At 71.9% G+C, this 21,607-nt stretch carries 19 protein-coding genes; 12 read left to right on the top strand and 7 right to left on the bottom strand.

The window, feature by feature from the left end:
- Positions 1-14 precede the first annotated feature (14 nt).
- Together Q0994_RS20215 and Q0994_RS20210 are read left to right on the top strand one after the other, a co-directional pair.
- Complete coding sequence (locus Q0994_RS20215; protein WP_299536941.1) at positions 15-1,070, top strand: hypothetical protein; 1,056 nt, start codon at positions 15-17, stop codon at positions 1,068-1,070.
- A gap of 162 nt (positions 1,071-1,232) precedes the next feature.
- The gene (locus Q0994_RS20210) at positions 1,233-2,558 is read left to right on the top strand and encodes an MFS transporter (protein WP_299536939.1); all 1,326 of its coding nucleotides are present in this window, start codon (positions 1,233-1,235) and stop codon (positions 2,556-2,558) included.
- Here Q0994_RS20210 and Q0994_RS20205 read toward each other — a convergent pair.
- From Q0994_RS20205 to Q0994_RS20195, 3 genes are all read right to left on the bottom strand, one after another.
- Positions 2,520-3,365: a spermidine synthase gene (locus Q0994_RS20205; RefSeq protein WP_299536938.1), complete on the bottom strand. Its 846-nt coding sequence runs from the start codon at positions 3,363-3,365 to the stop codon at positions 2,520-2,522. The genes Q0994_RS20210 and Q0994_RS20205 overlap by 39 nt on opposite strands.
- An 82-nt stretch (positions 3,366-3,447) precedes the next feature.
- Entirely contained in the window at positions 3,448-4,620 is a 1,173-nt protein-coding gene (gene tuf / locus Q0994_RS20200) for an elongation factor Tu (protein ID WP_299536936.1), read from the bottom strand.
- Positions 4,621-4,719: 99 nt separating this feature from the next.
- Positions 4,720-4,857: a hypothetical protein gene (locus tag Q0994_RS20195; RefSeq protein WP_299536934.1), complete on the bottom strand. Its 138-nt coding sequence runs from the start codon at positions 4,855-4,857 to the stop codon at positions 4,720-4,722.
- Positions 4,858-5,312: 455 nt separating this feature from the next.
- On the opposite strand from Q0994_RS20195, the gene Q0994_RS20190 reads away from it, so the two are divergent.
- The 3 genes from Q0994_RS20190 to Q0994_RS20180 all read left to right on the top strand — a co-directional run bounded on the left by Q0994_RS20190 (position 5,313) and on the right by Q0994_RS20180 (position 7,440).
- Positions 5,313-6,059: a TVP38/TMEM64 family protein gene (locus Q0994_RS20190; protein WP_299536931.1), complete on the top strand. Its 747-nt coding sequence runs from the start codon at positions 5,313-5,315 to the stop codon at positions 6,057-6,059.
- A 185-nt stretch (positions 6,060-6,244) separates the two neighbouring features.
- The gene (locus tag Q0994_RS20185; protein ID WP_299536928.1) at positions 6,245-7,117 is read left to right on the top strand and encodes an undecaprenyl-diphosphate phosphatase; all 873 of its coding nucleotides are present in this window, start codon (positions 6,245-6,247) and stop codon (positions 7,115-7,117) included.
- Between the two features lie 98 nt (positions 7,118-7,215).
- Positions 7,216-7,440 (top strand): hypothetical protein, encoded by a 225-nt coding sequence (locus tag Q0994_RS20180; RefSeq protein WP_299536926.1) that lies wholly within the window; start codon positions 7,216-7,218, stop codon positions 7,438-7,440.
- 96 nt (positions 7,441-7,536) lie between these two features.
- On the opposite strand, the gene Q0994_RS20175 is transcribed toward Q0994_RS20180, so the two are convergent.
- From Q0994_RS20175 to Q0994_RS20165, 3 genes are all read right to left on the bottom strand, one after another.
- Complete coding sequence (locus Q0994_RS20175) at positions 7,537-7,803, bottom strand: hypothetical protein (RefSeq protein ID WP_299536924.1); 267 nt, start codon at positions 7,801-7,803, stop codon at positions 7,537-7,539.
- 47 nt (positions 7,804-7,850) lie between these two features.
- Entirely contained in the window at positions 7,851-8,468 is a 618-nt protein-coding gene (locus Q0994_RS20170; protein ID WP_299536922.1) for a flavin reductase family protein, read from the bottom strand.
- Between the two features lie 746 nt (positions 8,469-9,214).
- Positions 9,215-9,943: a hypothetical protein gene (locus tag Q0994_RS20165; protein ID WP_299536920.1), complete on the bottom strand. Its 729-nt coding sequence runs from the start codon at positions 9,941-9,943 to the stop codon at positions 9,215-9,217.
- On the opposite strand from Q0994_RS20165, the gene Q0994_RS20160 reads away from it, so the two are divergent.
- Entirely contained in the window at positions 9,942-10,154 is a 213-nt protein-coding gene (locus Q0994_RS20160) for a hypothetical protein (protein ID WP_299536917.1), read from the top strand. The two genes, Q0994_RS20165 and Q0994_RS20160, sit on opposite strands and share 2 nt — an antisense overlap.
- Before the next feature lie 85 nt (positions 10,155-10,239).
- Here the strand turns inward: Q0994_RS20160 and Q0994_RS20155 are convergent, their stop codons facing one another.
- Complete coding sequence (locus Q0994_RS20155) at positions 10,240-11,283, bottom strand: LacI family DNA-binding transcriptional regulator (protein WP_299536915.1); 1,044 nt, start codon at positions 11,281-11,283, stop codon at positions 10,240-10,242.
- A 238-nt stretch (positions 11,284-11,521) separates the two neighbouring features.
- Between Q0994_RS20155 and Q0994_RS20150 the strand changes: the two genes are divergently transcribed.
- The 6 genes from Q0994_RS20150 to Q0994_RS20125 all read left to right on the top strand — a co-directional run bounded on the left by Q0994_RS20150 (position 11,522) and on the right by Q0994_RS20125 (position 21,528).
- Positions 11,522-12,838 (top strand): ABC transporter substrate-binding protein, encoded by a 1,317-nt coding sequence (locus Q0994_RS20150; RefSeq protein ID WP_299536913.1) that lies wholly within the window; start codon positions 11,522-11,524, stop codon positions 12,836-12,838.
- A gap of 121 nt (positions 12,839-12,959) precedes the next feature.
- Positions 12,960-13,844 carry a carbohydrate ABC transporter permease gene (locus Q0994_RS20145; protein WP_299536911.1) on the top strand — a complete coding sequence of 295 codons (885 nt, stop codon included), beginning with the start codon at positions 12,960-12,962 and terminating at the stop codon, positions 13,842-13,844.
- A 4-nt stretch (positions 13,845-13,848) separates the two neighbouring features.
- The gene (locus Q0994_RS20140) at positions 13,849-14,754 is read left to right on the top strand and encodes a carbohydrate ABC transporter permease (RefSeq protein ID WP_299536909.1); all 906 of its coding nucleotides are present in this window, start codon (positions 13,849-13,851) and stop codon (positions 14,752-14,754) included.
- Positions 14,755-14,811: 57 nt separating this feature from the next.
- A complete protein-coding gene (locus Q0994_RS20135; RefSeq protein ID WP_299536907.1) occupies positions 14,812-17,406 on the top strand; it encodes an alpha-L-rhamnosidase in 2,595 nt (864 codons plus the stop codon).
- A 242-nt stretch (positions 17,407-17,648) separates the two neighbouring features.
- A complete protein-coding gene (locus tag Q0994_RS20130; RefSeq protein WP_299536905.1) occupies positions 17,649-20,138 on the top strand; it encodes a glycoside hydrolase family 3 protein in 2,490 nt (829 codons plus the stop codon).
- A 127-nt stretch (positions 20,139-20,265) separates the two neighbouring features.
- A complete protein-coding gene (locus Q0994_RS20125; RefSeq protein WP_299536903.1) occupies positions 20,266-21,528 on the top strand; it encodes an ABC transporter substrate-binding protein in 1,263 nt (420 codons plus the stop codon).
- The last annotated feature ends 79 nt before the right edge of the window (positions 21,529-21,607 follow it).

Below are 21,607 nucleotides of genomic sequence, written 5' to 3'. Positions count from 1 at the left end.
TATGGTTACGAGCCATGTGGCCAGGACAGCAGCCGCCCGGGGGCGAGCAGAACCCGCAGGACCCGCAGCAGAACCCGTACCAGCAGCCGGGGTACCAGCAGCCGAATCCCTATCAGCAACCGGGATATCAGCAGCCCGGATACCAGCAGCCGGGAGAGCAGCCCGGTTACGCCCAGGGGCAGCAGCCCGGGTATCCGCAGCCGAATCCGTACCAGCAGCCGACCGCGCCGCAGTACGCGGTGCCGGGGCCGGACGGCGGGCCGGGGAACGACAAGAAGAAGACGACGCTGGTCGCCGTCGTCGCGGCGGCCGTGGTCGTGGTGGCCGCGGTGACCACCGGGGCGGTGGTCCTGAACAAGGACGGCGACGAGGGCGGCACCGACGCCAAGGCGTCCCCGTCGGTCTCGGCCGAGCCGACCGGCGCCACCTCCTCCGCCCCCGCCAACCCGCGTGGCGAGGACGGCGACGCGGTGCCGACGGTGGCCGGCTGGAAGGTCGTCACCAACCCGAAGTGGGGCACGCGGTTCGACGTCCCCGGCGACTGGGAGGTGGCGAGCCCCGGCGTCTTCTCGGGCTTCGAGGACGCGAAGGAGCCGCTCGGCTCCCCGGCGGCCGGCTTCACCGCGCCCGCGTACTACAAGAGCAAGTGGTGCGTGGACGACTCCGACAAGGACGGCGACGAGGAGGAGACCAGCCTCGCCGGCGTCGGTTCGAAGGGGGCGCAGGGCGCCAAGTCCTCGGCGGAGGCGGCCACCAACGAGGCGGGCACCTGGGTGTGGGCCGCGTACGCCCAGACCGACCCCAAGGACAAGATCAAGGTCGGTGAGCCGAAGGACTACACCACCGCCTCGGGCCTCACCGGCAGCGTGGTCGAGGCCACCGCCACCGGACTGGCCAACAAGAAGAAGTGCGACAGCGACGGCAAGTCGATCGCCTTCAGCTTCAAGAACGGCAAGGACGTCTACGCCACGTGGGTCCTGTACGCGGCGGCGGGTGTGGACGACGAACTCCCGGACGCCACGATCAAGAAGATCCTGAGCACCGTGCGCCTGGTGGAGTCCACCTCCTGACGGGACGCACGCCGACGGCCCTCCCGGCCGACACCCCGCACGACCAGGCCACATTCGTCCGCTTTTGCCGCGCTTCAGCGCGGGGACTGACCGCACCGGGCCGCGACCGCCGGTCGGTCAGTCCATTTGGCAAGACGGGCCGTGGCCATGGATAGTCCCCGAGTGGCATCCCTCGACACCCCTCCCCGCCCCCGACGCCGGCCCGCCTGGGCCGGACGCAACTACACCCTGCTGACCGCCGCGGCGATCACCACCAGCCTGGGCAGCAACGGGGCACTCATCGCCTCCGCGTTCGCGGTCCTGGAAGCGGGGGGCGACGCGGGCGACGTGGGCCTGGTCGCCGCGGCCCGCACCCTGCCGCTGGTGCTCTTCCTGCTGATCGGCGGCGCGGTCGCGGACCGGCTGCCCCGGCACCGGGTGATGGTCGCCGCCAACACGCTCAACTGCCTCTCGCAGGCCGCCTTCGCCTGGGTCGTGCTGACCGGCGACGCGCAGCTGTGGCAGATGATGCTCTTCACCGCCCTGTGCGGCACCGGGCAGGCGTTCTTCAACCCGGCCGCCGAGGGCATGCTGATGTCCAGCGTCGGCCCGGAGCAGGCCGGACGGGCGTTCGCCCTGTTCCGGATGGCGATGCACGGTGCGGCCATCGGCGGCGCGGCGCTCGGCGGCGTCATGGTGGCCGCCATGAGCCCCGGATGGGTCCTCGCGGTGGACGCCGCGGCGTTCGCCGTCGCGGGGGCGCTGCGGGCGTTCCTCGACGTGAGCCACATCCCCGCCCGTGAGGGCTCCGGCGGTCTGCTGTCCGACATGCGCGAGGGGTGGAAGGAGTTCGTCGGCCGGACCTGGCTGTGGGCGATCGTGCTGCAGTTCTCGGTCGTGGTGGCCGTGGTGGGCGCCGCGGAGTCGGTGTACGGCCCGCTGGTCGCCCGGGACGAACTCGGCGGGGCCCGGCCCTGGGGCATCGCATTGGCGGCGTTCGGCGTCGGCACGCTCGGGGGCGCGTTCCTGATGATGCGGTGGAAGCCGCGCCGCCTGCTGCTGGCCGGAACGCTCTGCGTCTTCCCGCTCGCCCTGCCGTCGGCGGCGCTCGCCGTCCCGCTGCCGGTGACCGGGCTGTGCGCGGTGATGTTCGTCAGCGGGATCGCCATCGAGGTCTTCGGCGTGGCCTGGATGACGGCGATGCACCAGGAGATCCCGGAGGAGAAGCTGTCACGGGTCTCGTCCTTCGACTGGTTCGGCTCGGTGGCCATGGTGCCGCTGGCGACCGCCGTGGCCGGCCCCGTCGAGTCGCTGGTCGGCCGGAGCTCGGCGCTGTGGGGCTGCTCGGCGCTCGTCGTGCTGGTGACGGCCCTCGTGCTGCTCGTTCCCGACGTCCGCAATCTGCGGCTGCGCGTCGCGCCCAAGGAGATCCGCGCGCACGACGGCGCCCCCGCGGCTCGGACGGGCGTCTCAGCCGATGCCGAAAGCCCCGTCGGGGGGCTGGGGTGAGGCGACCGCCCCGGCGTCGGTGACCGGTTGCGCCCGGCCCGCCCTGCGGCGGACCTCGGCCCCCTGCTCGACCCGCGCCGGGAAGGCGTCGGAGGCGCAGCGCCGGGCGAGGGCCGCCGTGTCCAGCGGCGTGTGCGAGGCCAGCAGCAGGACGTTGCCGAAGCGCCTGCCGCGCAGCACGGCGGGTTCGGCCACCAGCGCCAGGTCGGCGAAGACGGCGGCGAAGGTGGCGAGCTGGGACCGCAGGAACGCGAACGGGGCGCCGTCGGCGAGATTGGCGGCGTAGATCCCCTCGGGGCGCAGGCAGCGCGCGGCCGCCCGCGCGTACTCGACGGAGGTGAGGTGGGCCGGCACCCGCGATCCGCCGAAGACGTCAGCGACCAGCACGTCGAGGGACCCGGGCGCCGTCGCCCCCACCACCGCCCGTGCGTCCTCGCCCCGCACCACGACACCGCTGTCCGCCGGCAGCGGCAGGTGCTCCGCGACCATCGCCAGCAGCCCCCGGTCCGCCTCGGCCACCTCCTGGCGCGAGCCGGGCCGGGTGGCGGCGACGTAGCGCGGCAGGGTGAGCGCGCCACCTCCGAGGTGCAGCACGTCGAGCGGCTCCCCCGGCCCGGCCGCGCAGTCCAGGACGTGCGCGAGCCGCTGGACGTACTCGAATTCCAGGTGCGCCGGATCGTCGAGGTCGACGTACGACTGCGGCGCGCCGTCCACGGTGAGCAGCCAGGCCCGGTCGGCGTCCACGTCGGGGAGCAGGCGGGCGGTGCCGTGGTCGACCTCGCGGACGACGGGTATGGGCTCGTTCACCCCACCATTGTGCGGTGGCCGCGGCGCGCTCCCGACCGGCCCCGTCCCCTCCTCCGGGGCGCGGAGGAGGGGACGGGCGCCGTCAGAGCAGCGCGGTGACGGTGCCGGCCCCGACGGTCCGTCCGCCCTCACGGATCGCGAAGCCGAGACCGGTCTCCAACGGGACGTCGCGCCCCAGTTCCACGGTCATGGTGACCGTGTCGCCGGGCCGCGCCGGGCCGACCTCCCCGAGGTCCACGTCCCCGACCACGTCCGCGGTGCGGAGGTAGAACTGCGGCCGGTAGCCGGTGGCGACCGGGGTGGTGCGGCCGCCCTCGCGCGCCGACAGCACGTACACCCGCGCGGTGAACCGGCGGCTCGGGGTGATGCTGCCGGGCGCCGCGACGACCTGCCCCCGGCGGACCCGGTCGCGCTCCACGCCGCGCAGCAGCAGGGCCACGTTGTCGCCCGCCTCCGCGGAGTCCATCGGCTTGCCGAAGGTCTCCAGGCCCGTCACCACCGTCTCGACGTCCGCGCCCGGCACCGAGACCCGGTCACCCACCCGGACGGTGCCGCGCTCGACCGCGCCGGTCACGACGGTGCCGCGCCCGGTGATGGTGAGCACGTTCTCCACCGGCAGCAGGAACGGCGCGCCGGTGTAGCGCACCGGCGTCGGCACGTACGTGTCCACCGCGTCCAGCAGGCCCTCGATCGCGGCCGTCCAGCGCGGCTCGCCCTCCAGCGCCTTCAGCCCCGACACCCGGACGACGGGCGCCGTGTCCCCGCCGTAGCCGTGCGCGGACAGCAGCTCGCGCACCTCCAGTTCGACCAGGTCGGTCAGCTCGGGGTCGCCGGCGTCGGCCTTGTTCAGGGCGACGACGATGTGGTCGACCCCGACCTGACGGGCCAGCAGCACGTGCTCCGCCGTCTGCGGCATGACCCCGTCGAGCGCGGACACCACGAGAATCGCCCCGTCGAGTTGCGCGGCGCCGGTGACCATGTTCTTCACGTAATCGGCGTGGCCCGGCATGTCGACGTGCGCGTAGTGCCGGGTGCCGGTCTCGTACTCGACGTGCGCGAGGTTGATGGTGATGCCGCGCCGCGCCTCCTCGGGCGCCCGGTCGATCCGGTCGAAGGAGACGTAGGAGGTGGTACCGCCGCGCTCGCTGAGCACCTTGGTGATGGCGGCGGTGAGAGTGGTCTTGCCGTGGTCGACGTGACCCATGGTGCCGATGTTGAGGTGCGGCTTGGTGCGCACGTAGGCGGTCTTGGACATGGTTCGGCCCTCGGTTTCGGAAGCTGGAGGAAGCGATGAGGGACCCCGGGATCCGGCCGACCCTCCCCTTGCGGGGTCCACCGGACGATCGGGGGAGGGTCAGCTTCGGGTGGTGCCGAGGACGGCGGGCGCCGCTGCGACGGCTGCCGCGAGGGGCGTGGCCGCGACGGGCACGACGGCAGCCTTCGGCGCGTCCGCGACTGCGGACGGCGCTGCGGGGAAGGCGTACCGGAACATGGGCCGAGCATGCCCCCGACGCCGCCGCCGCGTCGAACGGTTTTCCCGCCGGGCCGTCCGCGTCCGGCCCCCGGATCAGAGGTGCTGGGTCGCCACGTGGGCGGCGAGCACGTCGACGGTCCCAGGGAGGTCGGCAAGGGTGCTCGGAGGGCCTTCGGGCATCCCGCGGGAAGATCCGGAGCGGAAAATTCCGTACGCGTCCACGAACTCGTATACGGAATCCCCGTGCATCACGGTCCCTGCGGCGAGCGAGGGGCAGCCCCGGCTTTCGATGCCCAACGCGCCAAAGGAAGAGGCGGGGGGGGACGATCGGCCCTGCACCGGGGCTGTCACGTCCTGGGCCGGAACCGGAATCTGCCGCGCAGGGCCGGCGGCAGGGCTCGCGGGCGGGGTGCACCGTGTTCACCGCGCCCCCATTACGGCGATCACACACGCGTTTCGGTTAGTCTCCCCAAATGTTCGAACCCGTTCCCACGGCGCGGCCCGGCCACGGTCTCGCCCTGCGCTGTTCGAGGGCCCTGTTGTCGCCCTGGTCCCGGTTCTCACTGCTCGTGGCGGTCCTCCTCGCCGCCGCGACGACGACCTTGATGTTCGAACCCCAGAGACTCCTGGAGTCCGGCTGGCCGGCCCAGTCGGTCGGCGGACCGGCCGCCCTGCTCTTCGGTCTGCTGTACGGGGTGTGCACGGTGGCGTTCGTGCCGCGCCCGCTGCTGAACCTCGCGGCGGGGGCGCTCTTCGGCAGCCAGGCGGGGCTCGCCTCGGCCGTCGCGGGCACGGTCCTCGGCGCCGGCATCTCCTTCCTGCTGGGCCGCACGCTGGGCCAGGACGCCCTGCGCAAGCTGGTGCGGGGGCGGGTGATGAAGGCCGCGGACGGTCAGCTCAGCCGGCACGGCTTCCGCTCCATGCTGGCGCTGCGGCTCTTCCCCGGGGTGCCCTTCGCCGCGGCGAACTACTGCGCGGCCACCTCGCGGATGGGCTTCGCGCCGTTCCTGCTGGCCACCGGCGTCGGCTCGGTACCTAATACCGCCGCCTACGTCGTCGCCGGCAGCGAGGCGGCGTCACCGACCTCGCCCGTCTTCCTCGCGGCGACCGGGTTCATCGCGCTCTCCGCGGTGGCGGGGGCGCTGGTCGCCTGGCGCAAACGGCACCGGCTGGGCGGCGGGGACCGGCCGGCCGGGGTCCCGGTGGCCGAGCAGTCCTGAGCCCTGAGGCCGGGGCAGGCGGCAGAACGTTCACCCACAGGCGATACGCTGCCCGCGACCCAAAAGGATCTCGGGGGCAGCAGTACCCCTTCCCTTTCTGATCTTTTCCGACCGTTTTCCGCACGCGCCGACGGGTTGCTCCCGCCGGCGCGTCGCATGATCACCTCCGGGATGGCCTACGCCCCATGAGCTGGTTCGAATCATTCGTCCTGGGCCTCGTACAGGGACTGACCGAGTTCCTGCCGATCTCCTCCAGCGCGCACCTGCGGCTCACCGCAGCCTTCGCCGGATGGCACGACCCGGGCGCGGCGTTCACCGCCATCACGCAGATCGGCACGGAAACCGCCGTCCTCATCTACTTCCGCAAGGACATCGCCCGCATTCTGTCGGCGTGGTTCCGCTCGCTGACCGACCGCTCGATGCGAGGTGACCACGACGCCCAGATGGGCTGGCTGGTCATCGTGGGCTCGATCCCGATCGGCGTCCTCGGCATCACGCTCAAGGACCAGATCGAGGGCCCGTTCCGCGATCTCCGCCTCATCGCCACCACCCTGATCGTGATGGGCGTCGTCCTCGGCGTCGCGGACCGCCTGGCGGCCCGCGACGAGACCGGCGGCAAGCACCGGGCCATCAAGGAGCGCAAGTCGCTGCGGGAGCTGGGCATCCGGGACGGCCTGATCTTCGGCGTCTGCCAGGCGATGGCCCTGATCCCGGGCGTCTCCCGCTCCGGCGCCACCATCAGCGGCGGTCTGCTGATGGGCTACACCCGCGAGGCGGCGGCCCGCTACTCCTTCCTGCTCGCCATTCCCGCGGTCCTGGCCTCCGGCGCCTACGAACTCAAGGACGCCGGCGAGGGTCACGTCTCCTGGCCCCCGACGATCTTCGCCACACTGATCGCCTTCGTGGTGGGATACGTCGTGATCTCGTGGTTCATGAAATTCATTTCCACCAAGAGCTTCATGCCCTTCGTGATCTACCGCATCCTGCTGGGCATCGCGCTGTTCATCCTGGTCGGAGCGGGCGTGCTGAGCCCGCACGCGGGAGAGTCCGCAGGCTGATCGTGGCCCGCCTCCCGGTCGGCGCCCGTCGTCGCCTTCCGGTCCGGCCGGTGCGGCCATCGGGTGCGACGGGCTCCGACCCGTCGCACCCTGGGGTCATGGGTAATCCACCGATCGTCATCCACCGGCCCACGCAGTCGGGTGGCCGCCGGGTGACCGTGCACTACGAGGGGCGCGACGAGATACTCGGGCTCGCCCACTCCGACCGCGACGTGCTGGTCTTCCTCACGAACGCCGGGGTCGACGATCCCGAGCTGGTGCTCGACAACCCCATGTGGGTCGAGTGGCGCGGCGGCCGGGCGCACTCGTACGAGGCGGCGTGACGCTCCCGGTCAGTGAGCGTCGTGCACCTCCCGGCCCGGCATCCGTGCACCTTGCCCGGCCCGGCATCCGGCGCGGGGCGGGCAGCGCCCCGGCCGTCAGGGCGTGTCGCCGCGCCAGTCCCAGCGGTAGGGCTCCCCTGCCCGGGGGCCGTACTCAGCGCGGCCGCCGGGACCGTACGCCCCTATCTCGGTGATCAGGGCCGCCCCCTCGGCCAGGGCCGTCTCCGACCAGCCGGTGACGTCGAGAAGCAGACCGTCCAGCGGTCCGCCCACCAGTTCGCGGTAGGTATGACCCGGCCGGGGTCCCGGGTCCGGGTCCTCGTGGTCGGCGCCGTACACCCGCCGCCGCATCAGCTCGTCCATGCCGGAAGGATCGCACCCGGCACTGACAACCGCAGCGCACGATCCGCTCAACGGGCCCCGGAATCCTTCTGCCACCGGGCGTACGGCACCCGCGCGATCTCGCGTACGCCGCCGAAGGTGCCCCACTCGTTCTTGCCGAGCCGGGTCAGCGGACGCAGCGCCTCGACCTCCGGGTGGCCGTCCACCAGCACCTCGTCGTCCACGGCGGCGTGCACCACCCTGCCGAAGACCACGGTGGAGTCGCCGAGCAGCACCGTGCTGTGCAGTTCGCATTCGAGCGCCACCGGCGACCCCGCCACCCGGGGCGGCGCGACCCGCAGGCTCGGCTCGGCCTCGATCCCGACGGTATCGAACTCGCTGACGCCGGGCGGGAAGTCGGTGGCGGTGGCGTTGATCTGCTCGAAGAGGTGCTCCGGGGCGAAGTTCACGACGAAGGAGCCGGTCTGCTCGATGTTGCGGAGCGAGTCCTTGCGGCCCACGGAAGTGAACTGGACGATCGGCGGGTTGACGCACGCCACGGTGAAGAACGAGTGGGGTGCGAGATTGGCGGTGCCGTCGGCGCCCACGGTGGAGACCCAGGCGATGGGTCGGGGCACCACCACGGCGGTCAGCAACTGGTAGAAGGCTCTGGACTGCATGGTCTGAGGATCGAAGTCGACGCGCATGATCATCAGTATCGCGCGCGGGCGGCGGATTCCAGCCGGGTACCCCGGCTTCGCCCTTCGCTCGTTCTGCGGAAGGTGTCCGGTGACGGCAGGGTCACGCACCTCCGGAGCCACACGTGTCCGCAGCGCCCCTCCGGGACGACTTGGAAGTACCCGAGCACGCCCGTAACGGCCGCGTCACCCTGAACCTGTACGACGCAAACTGTCGGCATGCACGCCCGGGCTCCCCGGCGCCCGTCTGCGCATCTCGTCCGACCGCTTCGGTCCCGAAGCCCGTGTCGACCGGCAGTACGAGGATGCCGAGGCCACCCGTGCACCGCTGGGCTGAGGCCCGCTCACCCAGATCCACAGGGAGAACGACACCCCCGCCTTCACAAGTCCGCCTTCGAAAACGGAAGGCTGTCCGCTCCGACGGCACCGTCGACCGGGCAGTCGTCCGGCCCACGGCGCCGAGATGCGTTTCAGCCAAGTAGCCGCAGGCTGTGTGCTCTTGCACGGCAAGGGTCGACGCATCGCACACCTTCGAAGATCCGCTCCAATCCAGGGTGCGCAGCCCGTCCGAAAGCGCTGGTGTCCGAAATCGCTGCGGCGTCGTTGAGCACGGCAACAGCACCATCGCTTCCACGAGCGGGAACTCATTGACGTCCGTCGAACGACGGTTACGCCGGGGACGGGTGCCCGCCGAAGGCTGCGCCCACCTCCTGCGGCGCCCAGCCGCCCGATCACGAGACGGCGAGCCGACCGAGTCACGCGCCCCCATCAGGCCCCGCAGCACCCTGCCCCTCCGTCGAAGGTGAGACGACGCTCATGCCCCCCGCTCTTCCTCGGTCCGTGAGACCGTCGAGACGTACCTCGGCCGCCACCCCGGCGAGCGAGACGACCTGACCGGACTGCTCGCCGCGGCGCTGCGCGAGGTGGAGGAGGAGGCCGGGATCGCGCCTGGGGACCCGTGCCTGACCCGGCAGCTCCTCGGCTCCCCGGTCGACACCCGCTACGACGCCCCCGACGTTCGCAGAAAACTGCGGCCGGTCATCGATGTCGCTGAAGGTCAACTCCGGATCGATGAACAAGTTCGGGTTCACCGATCCGACATTCATCAAGACGTTCCGGGTTCCACCTCGGCGCCCCAGAAGTCCTTCGTCCCGGGCCCGGGAAGGCGCGGCCCCAGCGCCTTGGCCGGTGAGAGAAGCAGCCCGTCCGGGAAGAACGCCCCCGGAGAAGACCTCGCCCTGCTCGTCGGCCTCGATGTCCTGGTGCTCCACACCACCGCACAGTTGCCACAACTGACGCAGCTCAGAGGGAAGTTGAAAGCCGAGGCGATCGCTGAGAAGCGTGTCGGCGCGCTCGATCTCAGCCTCGGTGGCGGGCGGCAGGAGTGAGGCGTGCGAGAGGGGTGCGTGTTCGGCGAGCCATGCGGTGATGTTCCGCCATGCCGCCTCGAGGCGGGCGGGGCCGGTGTTCTCTTCGACAGGCATGCGGGCAACCGTAGGGCAGGACGATGGGCGGGACGACTGCCTCATGGCCGGTGCGGAGATACCGGTGCGGAACTGGCTGACCACGGTCCCGGCGCGGCCCACGGACAAGCTGGTCGGCCTCGTCGAGGGAATCGCACGCGGCGACACCCCGGCGACCAGCCTCCTCATCATCGACCCCGTCCGGCTGGCACTCATCGGCGCGGACCGCTGACGCCCGATGCCCATCCGGAGCCGCGCGTCCAGAGCCGCGCATCGGGCGACGGGGCCGGGCGAACGTCCTCAGGGGGAACAACCCGTCAGGGGGCGGCCGGTGCGGAGGTGCTGCGGCGGACGATGAGGCGGGGGGTCATGGTGGTCTGCATGGCGCGGTCCCGCTGCCCCTCGACCCGCTCGATCAGCATCTTCGCGGCCGACGCGCCCATGGTGTGGCCGGCCTGGTCGACGCTGGTCAGCTGGACGGGGGCCAGTGCGGCGACGGCGGTGTTGTTGTAGCCCACCAGCGAGACGTCCTCGGGGATGCGCAGTCCCAGTTGGTGTGCGGCGCGGTAGACGCCGAGCGCGGCGACGTCGGCTCCGGCCATGACGGCGGTCGGGGGTTCGGGGCTGGCCAGCAGGCGCATGCCGGCGGCGTATCCGCCCTCGTCGGTGTAGGCGGTGGGCAGCACCTGCGCGTGCTCGCGCAGCCCGTGCCGCTCCATCGCCTCCAGGTATCCCTCGGTGAGGGCGATCTCGGGGGTCTTCTTCCACTGGCCGTTCTTGCTGCCGGGCGCCGAGATGAGAGCGATGCGCCGGTGCCCGAGCGCCGCGAGGTGGTCCACGACCAGCCCGGCCCCGGTGCCGTCCGCGTCCACGACGGAGTCGTGCACCTCGGCCGGATCGTGGTGGCCGATGACGACGGTGGGCGTCTCCGCGGCCGTCGCGAGCACTTCCGACCGGGGAGTTCCCGGTGCGATCAGGATGAGCCCGTCCATCTGGCGGTCGACCAGGGACTGGATGGTCTTCGACTGGTCGGCCTGCCGGAAGCCGGGGGCTCCGATGAGGACGGTGTACTCGCTGTCGCGGAGCTGGTCACGCACGCCTTCCAGGATGTCCGCGAAGAAGGTGTTGCGGATGTTGTCGAGCAGGACACCGATCGTGTAGGTCCGGCCCCGCATGCCCCGGGCGGCCGCGTGCGGCCGGTAGTTGAGCTCCGCCATGGCGGCCCGGACCTTCTCCTGCATCGCCCCGCTCACTCCGTAGGCGTTGCGGAGCACCTTGGACACCGCCGCGGTGGAGACGCCCGCGTGCTGTGCCACGTCGGTGATGGTCACGCGCTTGCCGCGCTTGGACGACGTGTCCATTCGTGTGCACCCCGGGTTTCTCGATCCCATACAACGATCTACATCATGCCTCACCGGCCGCCGTTTGAGTACGCGCCTTTTCCGCAACGTTACGTAGCAGTGTCTTGACGGGATGCGGAGCCGCAGGCACTGTTGTGCCACTTCGACGTGAAGAACGTTATACAAAAACTTCTCTCCGAGCCGCTTCCGTGCCGGACGTCGTCCTCCGCTTCGCCTCCACGATGACAGGGAGCCCACTGTGAACGTCCGTTCGTCCCTCGCCGGAAGACTCCGGTACGCCGGCCTCACCACCGGCGCCGCCGCGATGGCGCTCCTGACCACCGCCTGCGGAGGCTCGGGGGCGGCCGGCGCCTCCGCGCCGGAGAACTTCTCCTATCTGAGCGTCAACGAGAACACCACCGTGAAGACCGCGCTGGGCACCCTGGCGAAGGGGGCGTGCGCGAAGGCGGAGAAGGCGCTGCCGCTGAAGGTGGAGACCGTTCCCCAGTCCGGCCTGGACCAGAAGCTCCAGCTGCTGGCCGGACAGAACGCCCTGCCGGTCCAGTTCGCGGCGGGCAACGCCCCCGCGCTGACGCAGCAGCTCTACACCTCCGGCAAGGTCGCCGACCTGGAGAAGGAGCTGACGGACCTCGGCGTGTTCGACCAGCTCGAACCCGCCGCCGTCTCGACCGTCAAGGCGCTGTACGGCGGCAAGGTCGAGGTGCTGCCGTACGAATACAACATCGAGGGGATCTTCTACAACAAGAAGCTCTTCGCGGACAACGGCATCGCCGTCCCCGGCACCTGGGACGAACTGGTCGACGCCGCGGCGGCGTTGCAGGCGAAGGGCGTCCAGCCGTTCTCCGCCTCCGGGCAGCAGGGCTGGCCCATCACCCGGCTGGTGAGCACGTACCTGTACCGCAGCCTCGGCCCGGACGCGCTCCGCGCGGTGGCCGACGGCAAGGCGAAGCTGACCGACCCGGAGTACCTGAAGGCGGCGCAGGAGATAGCCGCTCTCGGCGAGAAGGGCTACTTCGGCAAGGGCGTCGGCTCCATCGACTACGACACCGCGATGAACCAGTTCCTCTCCGGCAAGGCCGGCATGTTCTACATGGGCAGTTGGGCACTGACCAACATCGCGGACGAGAAGCAGAACAAGGTCGGAGCGGACAACGTCGGCTTCATGCCGTTCCCCGCGGTGACGGGCGGCAAGGGCTCCGCGGACCAGTACCCGTCCAACGTCGGCCTGGGCATCGGCCTGAACGCGAAGTCGTTCGACGCGAAGACGGGGGACTGGGTCTCCTGCATCGCGAAGAACTTCGGCAGCACCGCCCTGAAGGACCACGGTTCGATCTCCGGTTTCAAGGTCAACACCCCGGTCGAGTCCACCACCGAGGTCGCCTCCCAGGTCCGCACCACCATCAGCGGATCGAAGCAGAACGTCCTGTGGTTCGAGGCGCTGTTCAGCACCAAGGCCACCACCGTCAGCCAGACCAACGCGGCCGGGCTGGCGACCGGGAGCATGAGCCCCGAGCAGTTCATGAAGGCCGTGCAGGACGCCCTGGACGCCGCGTAGCACCCGGCGCGTCGTGGTCCGGGCGCGGTACCCGCCTCCCCGCGGTGCCGCGCCCGGCCGCCCGCCCCGCTTCCGCGCAACCGTTCAACACCACAGAACACCACAGAAGTGGACACCTTCCATGCACCGTGTACTCGGTGACCGCAGGGCCGTCGCGATCCTGATCGGTCCCGCTCTGCTGGTCTACTCCCTCATCATGCTGGTCCCGATGGTGTGGTCACTGGGGTACTCCTTCACCAAGGGCAACACGATCGACGGGTTCACCGGGAACGGCCTGGACAACTTCCAGCGCCTGTTCACCGACCCCGCCGTCCGCGAGGCCCTGGCGTTCACCCTGAAGTACGCCGCCGTCGTGACCGTGGGCCAGGTGCTCACGGGGTACCTGCTGGCCCTGCTCTACGTCTTCTTCCTGAAGAAGTCGTCCGCCGTCGTGCGCACCCTGGCGTTCTTCCCGGTCGTGCTGCCCACCGTCGCGGTGGGTCTGCTCTTCCAGAAGTTCTTCCAGGTCGCCCCGCAGACCGGTCCGGTCAACTCCCTGCTGAACATGGTGGGTCTGGACTCGGTGGACTTCTTCGGCAGTGCCGGCAGCGCCTTCTGGGTCCTGGTCACCATGGACGTCTGGCGGTCCATGGGCTTCTACGCGGTGCTGCTCTTCGCCGGACTGGTCGACATCCCCGAAGAGGTGCTGGAATCCGCCCGGCTGGACGGCGCCTCCGGTCTGCGGCTGGTCCGCCACATCGTGGTGCCGCTGTCCTTCCCCGTGCTGATGTCGTCCCTGATCTTCAGCGTCAACGGCACGCTGAAGGTCTTCGACTCGATCGTCGCGCTCACCAACGGCGGTCCCGGGGACGACACCTCACCGCTGACGCTCTACATGTTCCAGACGTCGTTCACCTACAGCGACTACGGGTACGGCAGCACGATCGCCTTCCTGTTGACCGTGGTCTGCCTGCTGGTGACCCTGGTCGTCTTCCGCCTCTCGCGCCGCGACCTCACGAAGGGCTGAAGCCATGGCCGTCACCACCCCCGCCGCAACCACCCCGCGCGAGGCGACACGGACCGCCCCGGCTCCGCCCGCGCGGCGCCGAGGACGCCGCGGCGGCTCGCTCTGGGTCAAGGCCGCCGTCGGCCTGCTCCTGGTCGTCGAGGTCTATCCGCTGCTGTGGATGTTCCTGACCTCGCTCAAGTCCAACGACGACTACCTCAACAACTCCACCTGGAGCCTGCCCTCCACCTGGGAGTGGGGCAACTACACCGAGGCCTGGACCACCGGCCACATCGGCCTGTACATGAAGAACAGCGTGCTGGCGGTCGTGCCCTCGCTGGCGCTGATCCTGCTGCTCGGCACCGCCGCGGGGTTCGCTCTCCAGATCATGGTCTGGAAGGGCCGCAGCCTCACCCTGCTCCTCTTCCTGGCCGGCATGATGGTCCCCTCGCAGATGATCCTGCTGCCGCTGTTCACGATCTACTTCCAGACCGGCCTGTCGGGCACCCTCTGGCCGCTGATCCTCACCTACACCGGCACCGGTCTCCCGCTCACGGTGTTCATGATGGCGACCTACTACAAGACGGTCCCGCGCGAGCTGTTCGAGGCGGCCACCATCGACGGAGCCGGCATCCTGCGCGCCTTCTGGACCATCAGCGTGCCCATGGTCCGCAACGCGATCCTGACCGTCGGCCTGGTGCAGTTCTTCTTCATCTGGAACGACCTGCTCATCGCGCTGACCTTCACCAACAGCCAGGACCTGCGCACCGTGCAGGTCGGCCTGCTCAACTTCACCGGCGACTTCGGCGCGACCCAGTACGGACCGCTGTTCGCCGCGATCTGCATCAACGTCTTCGGGACGCTGCTGATCTACCTCTTCCTCAACCAGAAGGTCATGAAGGGCCTCACCGGCGGAGCCGTCAAGGGGTGACCGCCCGCCCCGCTCCCCGCACCGCCCCGCCCCCCTTTCACGGAAGGCCCTCCTCGCATGTCCCTCCAGCCTGCCCCGGTGACGTTCGAGCACCTGCCGGACGGCCTCGGCATAGGCGTGGCCGCCCCGCGCCTGACCTGGACGCTGCCGCCCGGCGCCCCCTCCGCGCTCGCCCACGAGATCGAGCTGTCGCGCGACGGCGAACTCCTGCGCACCGGAAGGATCGTGAGCGCCGAACAGGTCCTGGTCCCCTGGCCCGGCGCCCCGCTGACCTCCCGCGAACGCGTCGGCGTCCGGGTCCGGGTCTGGACCGGCGCGGGGGGGCCTTCGCGGTGGAGCGAGTCGCGCACGGTGGAGGCGGGGCTGCTGCACCCCTCCGACTGGAGCGCCGTGCCGGTCGGCGGCGCCTGGCCCGAGGACCCGGACTCCGACCGCCGGCCGGCCCGGGTCCGCCGCGACTTCACCCTTCCGCGCCCCGTCGTCCGTGCCCGGCTCCACGTCACCGCGCACGGTCTGTACGAGGCCGAGATCAACGGCGTCCGGGTCGGCGACGACGCCCTCTCCCCCGGCTGGACCGTCTACCCGGAGCGGCTGCGCTACCGCACCCACGACGTCACCGCCCTCCTCGGCGCGGGCGCCAACACCCTCGGCGCCTGGCTCGGCGACGGCTGGTACCGGGGACGGTTCGGCTTCGACGGCGGTACCCGGAACATCTACGGCACCGACCAGTCGCTGCTGGCCCAGCTGGAGGTCGTCCACGACGACGGCAGCACCACCGTGCTGGTGACCGACGCCTCCTGGAGCGCGGCCCCCGGCCCGATCCTCACCAGCGGGCTCTACGAGGGGGAGGTGCACGACGCCCGCCTCGACGAACCCGGCTGGTCGGCGCCCGGACCACGCACCCGCGGCGACTGGTCGCCCGTCCGGACCGGCGTCCGCGACCCGGCCACCCTGGTCGCGCCGCAGGGACCGCCGGTGCGCTGCACCGAGGAGATCGCGCCGGTCACCGTCATCCGGCGGGGCGCGGGCCGCTTCCTGCTGGACTTCGGGCAGAACCTGGTGGGCCGGCTGCGGATCACCGTCGACGGCCCGGCGGGCACCGAGGTCACCCTGCGCCACGCGGAGGTGCTGGAGGACGGCGAACTGGCCACCCGCCCGCTGCGGGAGGCGCACGCCACCGACAGGTACATCCTGGCGGGCAACGGTCCCCGTACCTGGCAACCGCGGTTCACCCTGCACGGGTTCCGGTACGCGGAGGTCACCGGATGGCCAGCCGACGAGATGGCCGACGGGGCGGTCACGGCGCTCGTGCACCACACCGGCATGCGGCGCACCGGATGGTTCGCGTGCAGCGACGAGCTGGTCAGCCGGCTGCACGAGAACGTCGTCTGGAGCATGCGCGGCAACTTCGTCGACATCCCCACCGACTGTCCCGCCCGCGACGAGCGCCTGGGCTGGACCGGTGACCTCCAGGTGTTCGCGCCGACCGCGTCGTTCCTGTACGACTGCGCCGGGATGCTGGACTCGTGGCTCACCGACGTGGGCATCGAGCAACTGCCGGACGGGACCGTGCCCTGGTACGTGCCCGTCATACCCGGCGGCCCGATCTGGACGCCGATCCGGCCGGGCGCCGCCTGGGGCGACGTCGCCGCCCTCACCCCCTGGGTCCTGTACCAGAGGTTCGGCGACCTGGACCTGCTGCGGCGTCACTTCACCACCGGCCGGGCCTGGGTGGACCGCGTCGCGCAGCTCGCCGGTCCCGGCCGGCTCTGGGACACCGGCTTCCAGCTCGGCGACTGGCTCGACCCCGCCGCACCCCCGGAGGACCCCGGCGCGGGCCGCACCGACCGCCATCTGGTGGCCACGGCGTACTTCGCCCGGTCGGCCCGGCACCTGTCGCTGACGGCCGGGGCACTCGGCGAGGACGCCGCCGCCCTGCACTACGGGCGGCTGGCCGACGAGGTGACGGAGGCGTTCCGCCGGGCGTACGTGCTGCCTTCCGGACTGATGACCGGCGACAGCCCGACGGCGTACTGCCTGGCCCTGGTCTTCGACCTGCTCGACGGCCCGGAGGGGCGGGCCGTGGCCGGCGACCGGCTGGCCGCGCTGGTGGAGGAGGACGGGGCGCGCATCGCCACGGGCTTCGTCGGCACGCCGCTGATCTGCGACGCGCTGACGGACACCGGGCACCTGGAGACGGCCTACCGGCTGCTGCGGCAGACCGAATGCCCGTCGTGGCTGTACTCCGTCACCCAGGGAGCCACCACCGTGTGGGAGCGCTGGGACAGCCTCCGTCCGGACGGGACCCTCAACCCGGGCGGCATGACCTCCTTCAACCACTACGCCCTCGGGGCGGTGGCCGACTGGCTGCACCGGGTCGTCGGAGGCCTCGCCCCGGCCGCCCCCGGCTACCGCGCCCTCACCTTCGCCCCGCGCCCCGGCGGCGGCATCACCTGGGCCGACACCCGCCACGAGACCCCGTACGGGACGGCCGCGCTCCGCTGGGAGGTGACCGGGGACGGTCTGACGGCCCGGGTGACCGTGCCCGCGGGCTGCACCGGGTCCGTCGAACTCCCCGGCCAGGAACCGGTCACCGTCGGTCCCGGCGACCACACCTTCGCCGCGCCGGCCGTCGCGCCGGTCGCCGCCTGACCGGACGGGGTACCGCTCCCCCGCTCTCCCCGTATCCCCGCTCCCGGCGGCCGCTGCCACCCGCCGCCCGGGGCCCACGAACCGGTGCCGGGCCGTCCTGACGCGGCCCGGCACCACCTCCGGCCCGGCACCACCCCGTCCCGCGGGCCGGGACAGCACGCCGGCGGGTCGGGCCTGCGGGCCCGCCCCGTCGAAGGACGGACCGCCGTTTCCCTGCACTGCACGATTCCGATGGAGCCGCCATGAATCGCCGCACGTTCATATCCGCCGCCGTAGTCACCGCTCTCGCCGCCGGACCGGCGCCCGCGTTCGCCGGAAGCCGGGGCGCCTCCGGGGGTGCCGCCGCCGGGGGCACCGCCGTAGCCGACCGGGTCGGCGCCCTGCTCGCCGCCATGACACCGGCCCAGAAGGAGGCGCTGGTCCGGTGCGACTTCGCCGCCCTGGCCCCGCTCGGCGTCCCCGCCCTGACCATGGTGGACGCCTCCGCAGGTCTGCGGGGCGAGGCGGGCGTCACCGCGTTCCCGGTGCCCGTCGCCCAGGCGGCCACCTTCGACCCCGAGCTGGCCGGCCGGTTCGGCCGGGCCGTCGCCGCCGAGGCTCGTGGCAAGGGGTTCAACAACGTCCTCGGTCCGACCGTGGACCTCACCCGCACCTGGCACTTCGGCCGGCAGGCCGAGGCGATGGGCGAGGACCCCCTGCTCGCCGGGGTGCTGGGCGCCGCCGTCACCCAGCAGATGCAGCAGCAGCACGTGGTCGCGACGGTCAAGCACTTCGCGGCCTACACGCAGGAGGCCGATCGCTTCTCCGGGAACGTGGCCGTCTCCGACCGCGCCCTGCACGAGATCTACCAGGAGCCGTTCCGCCGGGTCGTCGCCGCGGCACCGGACACCTCGGTGATGATGGCTTATCCCAGGATCAACGGCACCTTCGCCTCGCAGAGCCCGGCCCTGTTCGACGACCTCAAGAAGGTCCTGGGCCTGCGCGGTTACACCGTGCCGGACTTCTGGGCCGGCGACGATCCGATCGCCGCCGCCCGCGCCGGGATGGACCTCGCGGGCCTCGGTCCCGGCGGTGTCAAGGTCCCCGTGGGCGGCCTCACCGACGGCAGCGTCCCGGCGGCACGGCTGGACGACGCGGCCCGGCGCATCCTGACCAGCATGGTCGCCTGCGGACTCCTCGACCACCCGCTGCCCGCCCCCGCCGCCGTCGTCAGCACCTCCGAGCACCAGCAGCTCGCGCACGACCTCGCGGTGGACTCCACCGTCCTGCTCACCAACCGCGACAAGGCCCTGCCGCTCACCGGCGGCCTGCGGAGCCTCGCCGTGATCGGCCCGGCCGGCCCGGACAGCCTGACCGGCGTCTCCGGCTCCACCTACGTCGACCCCGGTGCCTGGACCACCCCGCTGACCGCCCTGCGCGCGCGGGCGGGCGCCACCACCACCGTCACCCACGCCCAGGGCACCCTCGGCGACGTCCCCCTCACCCCGGTCCCCGCCGGCGTGCTCTCCGGCGCGACCGGAACCGGGGGTCTGCCGGGCGTCTTCTACGCCGGGGCGGTCGCCGCGGGCACCCCGGTGGCGACGGGCGTCGGCGCCGGACTCGACTTCACCACCGCCCCCGTCCCCGGCCTGCCGGACGTCTGGTCCGCCCGCTGGACCGGCAAGCTCACCCCCACCCGGACCGGCCCGCACCGCTTCTCCCTCCTCATTGCCGGCACGGCCAGACTCGTCGTCGACGGCGTGACCGTCGTCTCCGGGACCCGGCGGATGCGCCGGTTCTTCCTCGGCCCCTACGACTACCCGCTGCAGGGCGTCACTGACCTGACCGCGGGCAAGCCCGTGGACATCACCGTCGAGTACACCAACAGCACCGCCGAGGCGGGGACCTGCGGTCTCACGCTCGGCTGGCAGCCGGAGTCACTGATCCCCGCCGCCGTGGAAGCCGCCCGCGCCGCCGAAGCCGCCGTCGTCGTCGTCAACCGGATCGCCGGCGAGGAGATGGACCACGCCGGTCTGTCGCTCCCCGGCGACCAGGACCGGCTCATCTCGGCGGTCGCGGCCGTCAACCGCCGCACGATCGTGGTCCTCAACACGGACGGGCCGGTGGCCATGCCTTGGCTCGGCGAGGTGGAGGCCGTCGTGCAGAGCTGGTACGGCGGCCGGGGCATGGGAACCGCCCTCGCCGCCACCCTGTTCGGCGACAGCGACCCGGGCGGCCGGCTTCCCGTCACCTTCCCCGCGGACGCCGCCCAGGGACCGGGCGCCACCCCCGCGACGTACCCCGGAACGGGCGGCACCGTCAGCTACGCCGAGGGGACCGCGATCGGCTACCGCTTCTACGACGCGCAGGGCCGGACGCCGCTCCACCCGTTCGGGCACGGACTGTCGTACACCACGTTCGCCCTCGGCTCCCTCGACGTCGCCTACGACGCGACGACGAAGGTGCTCACCGCCTCCGTGACCGTCACCAACAGCGGCAGCCGCAAGGGGGTCGAGGTGGTGCAGCTGTACGCGGGACTGCCCGAGGCCGCCCGCACCGAACCGCGCCGCCTGATCGGCTTCCGCAAGGTGCGGCTGGAGGCGCGGGCCTCCAGCCGCCTGACGTTCACCGTGCCCGCACGGGACCTGAGCGTCTGGAGCGGCGGCGCCTGGCAGCTGACGGCCGGCCGCTACACGGTCCACGCGGGCAGGTCCTCGCGCGATCTCTCCCTCCAGCGCGTCATCACGGTGTGATCCCGGCGGGGTGCGGGAGATCCGCCCGCACCCCGCCGCCCGTCACGACGGCCGCCCGGCCCGTGGAGTGCGGCCGGGCGGCCGGTCCGCCCCGCCACATCCCCGAACCCCGGCCCGGAGCCCAGCCATGTCCTCACCCTCACGGCGCACCCGCGCGGTCGTCGCCGCCTTCCTCCTCGTCCCCTTGTCCGGGTGCGGAGCCGTCGGTCCGTCGGACGGCGACACCCTGCGGGTCACCGCGAACGTCACCGACCGCGCCTCCATGGACGCGGTGGTCGCCGCCTTCGGCAGGCTGCACCCGGACACGGAGGTGGCCGTCACGTACGCCGAGACGGACGTGCTCCAGAAGAACCTCGGCCGCCAACTCGCTTCCGGCGACGGCCCGGACGTCTTCACCGTGTGGCCGGGAAACGGGAACCCCGCCTCGGTGCAGGCCCTCCAGGCGCAGGGAAGCCTGCGTGACCTGAGCATCCGCAGGTTCGCGGTGGACCTGCCCGAGGACGTCGGCACGGTCGTCCAGGTCGATTACCACACGTACGCGGTGCCCACCAACTACAGCGGCGTCGGGGCCATTTACTCCAAGGAGTCGCTCGCCGCGATCGGCGGGGCCGTTCCGGAGACCTGGGACGAGCTGATCGGCCTCTGCCGGACGGCCCGTGAGAAGGGCACCGTTCTGCTGGCGCTGGGGAACGAGACGCCGTGGGTCACCCAGCTGGTCAGCTACGCGCTGGTCGCCACCACCGTGTACGGCACGGTTGCGGACTTCGACGAGCGGATGCAGACCGGGGACGCGACCTTCGCGGGCTCGGGATGGCGCGACGCCCTGGGCAAGTACCTGGAGATGGACGAGGAGGGCTGCTTCTCCGACGACCCCCTGCACACGACCTACGAGGAGACGGTCGCCGACGTGGCCGGGGGACGGGCCGTGGGCGTGGTCCAGGTCGCGAGCAGTCTCACCGAGATCCAGGCACTGGCACCCGACGCCGAGTTGGGCATCTTCGCGCTGCCGGCGGGCGACGATCCCTCCCGCACCCGGATGCCGGCGGCGGTGTCGGCGGCGTACGGGGTCAACGCGCTGAGCAAGCACCGCAAGGCCGCACTCGCCTTCGCCGACTTCCTCGGTTCGCCGGAGGGGCAGAACGCGTACAACCGGGCCGGTGCGACGCTTCCGGCGATCCCTAACGACGCCTTCGCCGTCAAGCCCGCGCTGACCGTCCTCGCGGAGCAGCAGCGTTCCGGGAAGGCCGTCCCGTTCATGGACCAGCTCTGGCCCCACCCGGCCGTGCAGCAGGCGCACTTCGACCAGGTCCGGGCGCTCTTCGCCGGGACCACCAGCGTCGGCGCGGCTCTCGCCGCCATGGACCACGCGTACGCGACCGAGCAGCAGTAGCCCCGCGGGGCCCGCACCGGGTGTGTCCCGAGATCTCCCCCGGAACGGCAGACATCAACGCAATGGATGAGCGTATCCA

Source organism: uncultured Streptomyces sp., assembly GCF_947488945.1.
In the GTDB taxonomy this organism is placed as follows: domain Bacteria; phylum Actinomycetota; class Actinomycetes; order Streptomycetales; family Streptomycetaceae; genus Streptomyces.
This window is presented reverse-complemented; position numbering and strand designations above follow the sequence as displayed.

Coding starts and splice junctions, on each gene's coding strand:
- Q0994_RS20155 (WP_299536915.1), bottom strand. CDS start 11,283: ATGGACACGTCGTCCAAGCGCGGCAAGCGCGTGACCATCACCGACGTG.
- tuf (WP_299536936.1), bottom strand. CDS start 4,620: ATGTCCAAGACCGCCTACGTGCGCACCAAGCCGCACCTCAACATCGGC.
- Q0994_RS20195 (WP_299536934.1), bottom strand. CDS start 4,857: ATGTTCCGGTACGCCTTCCCCGCAGCGCCGTCCGCAGTCGCGGACGCG.
- Q0994_RS20170 (WP_299536922.1), bottom strand. CDS start 8,468: ATGCGCGTCGACTTCGATCCTCAGACCATGCAGTCCAGAGCCTTCTAC.
- Q0994_RS20215 (WP_299536941.1), top strand. CDS start 15: ATGTGGCCAGGACAGCAGCCGCCCGGGGGCGAGCAGAACCCGCAGGAC.
- Q0994_RS20160 (WP_299536917.1), top strand. CDS start 9,942: ATGCGGGCAACCGTAGGGCAGGACGATGGGCGGGACGACTGCCTCATG.
- Q0994_RS20175 (WP_299536924.1), bottom strand. CDS start 7,803: ATGGACGAGCTGATGCGGCGGCGGGTGTACGGCGCCGACCACGAGGAC.
- Q0994_RS20140 (WP_299536909.1), top strand. CDS start 13,849: ATGGCCGTCACCACCCCCGCCGCAACCACCCCGCGCGAGGCGACACGG.
- Q0994_RS20185 (WP_299536928.1), top strand. CDS start 6,245: ATGAGCTGGTTCGAATCATTCGTCCTGGGCCTCGTACAGGGACTGACC.
- Q0994_RS20145 (WP_299536911.1), top strand. CDS start 12,960: ATGCACCGTGTACTCGGTGACCGCAGGGCCGTCGCGATCCTGATCGGT.
- Q0994_RS20125 (WP_299536903.1), top strand. CDS start 20,266: ATGTCCTCACCCTCACGGCGCACCCGCGCGGTCGTCGCCGCCTTCCTC.
- Q0994_RS20180 (WP_299536926.1), top strand. CDS start 7,216: ATGGGTAATCCACCGATCGTCATCCACCGGCCCACGCAGTCGGGTGGC.
- Q0994_RS20135 (WP_299536907.1), top strand. CDS start 14,812: ATGTCCCTCCAGCCTGCCCCGGTGACGTTCGAGCACCTGCCGGACGGC.
- Q0994_RS20130 (WP_299536905.1), top strand. CDS start 17,649: ATGAATCGCCGCACGTTCATATCCGCCGCCGTAGTCACCGCTCTCGCC.
- Q0994_RS20190 (WP_299536931.1), top strand. CDS start 5,313: ATGTTCGAACCCGTTCCCACGGCGCGGCCCGGCCACGGTCTCGCCCTG.
- Q0994_RS20165 (WP_299536920.1), bottom strand. CDS start 9,943: ATGCCTGTCGAAGAGAACACCGGCCCCGCCCGCCTCGAGGCGGCATGG.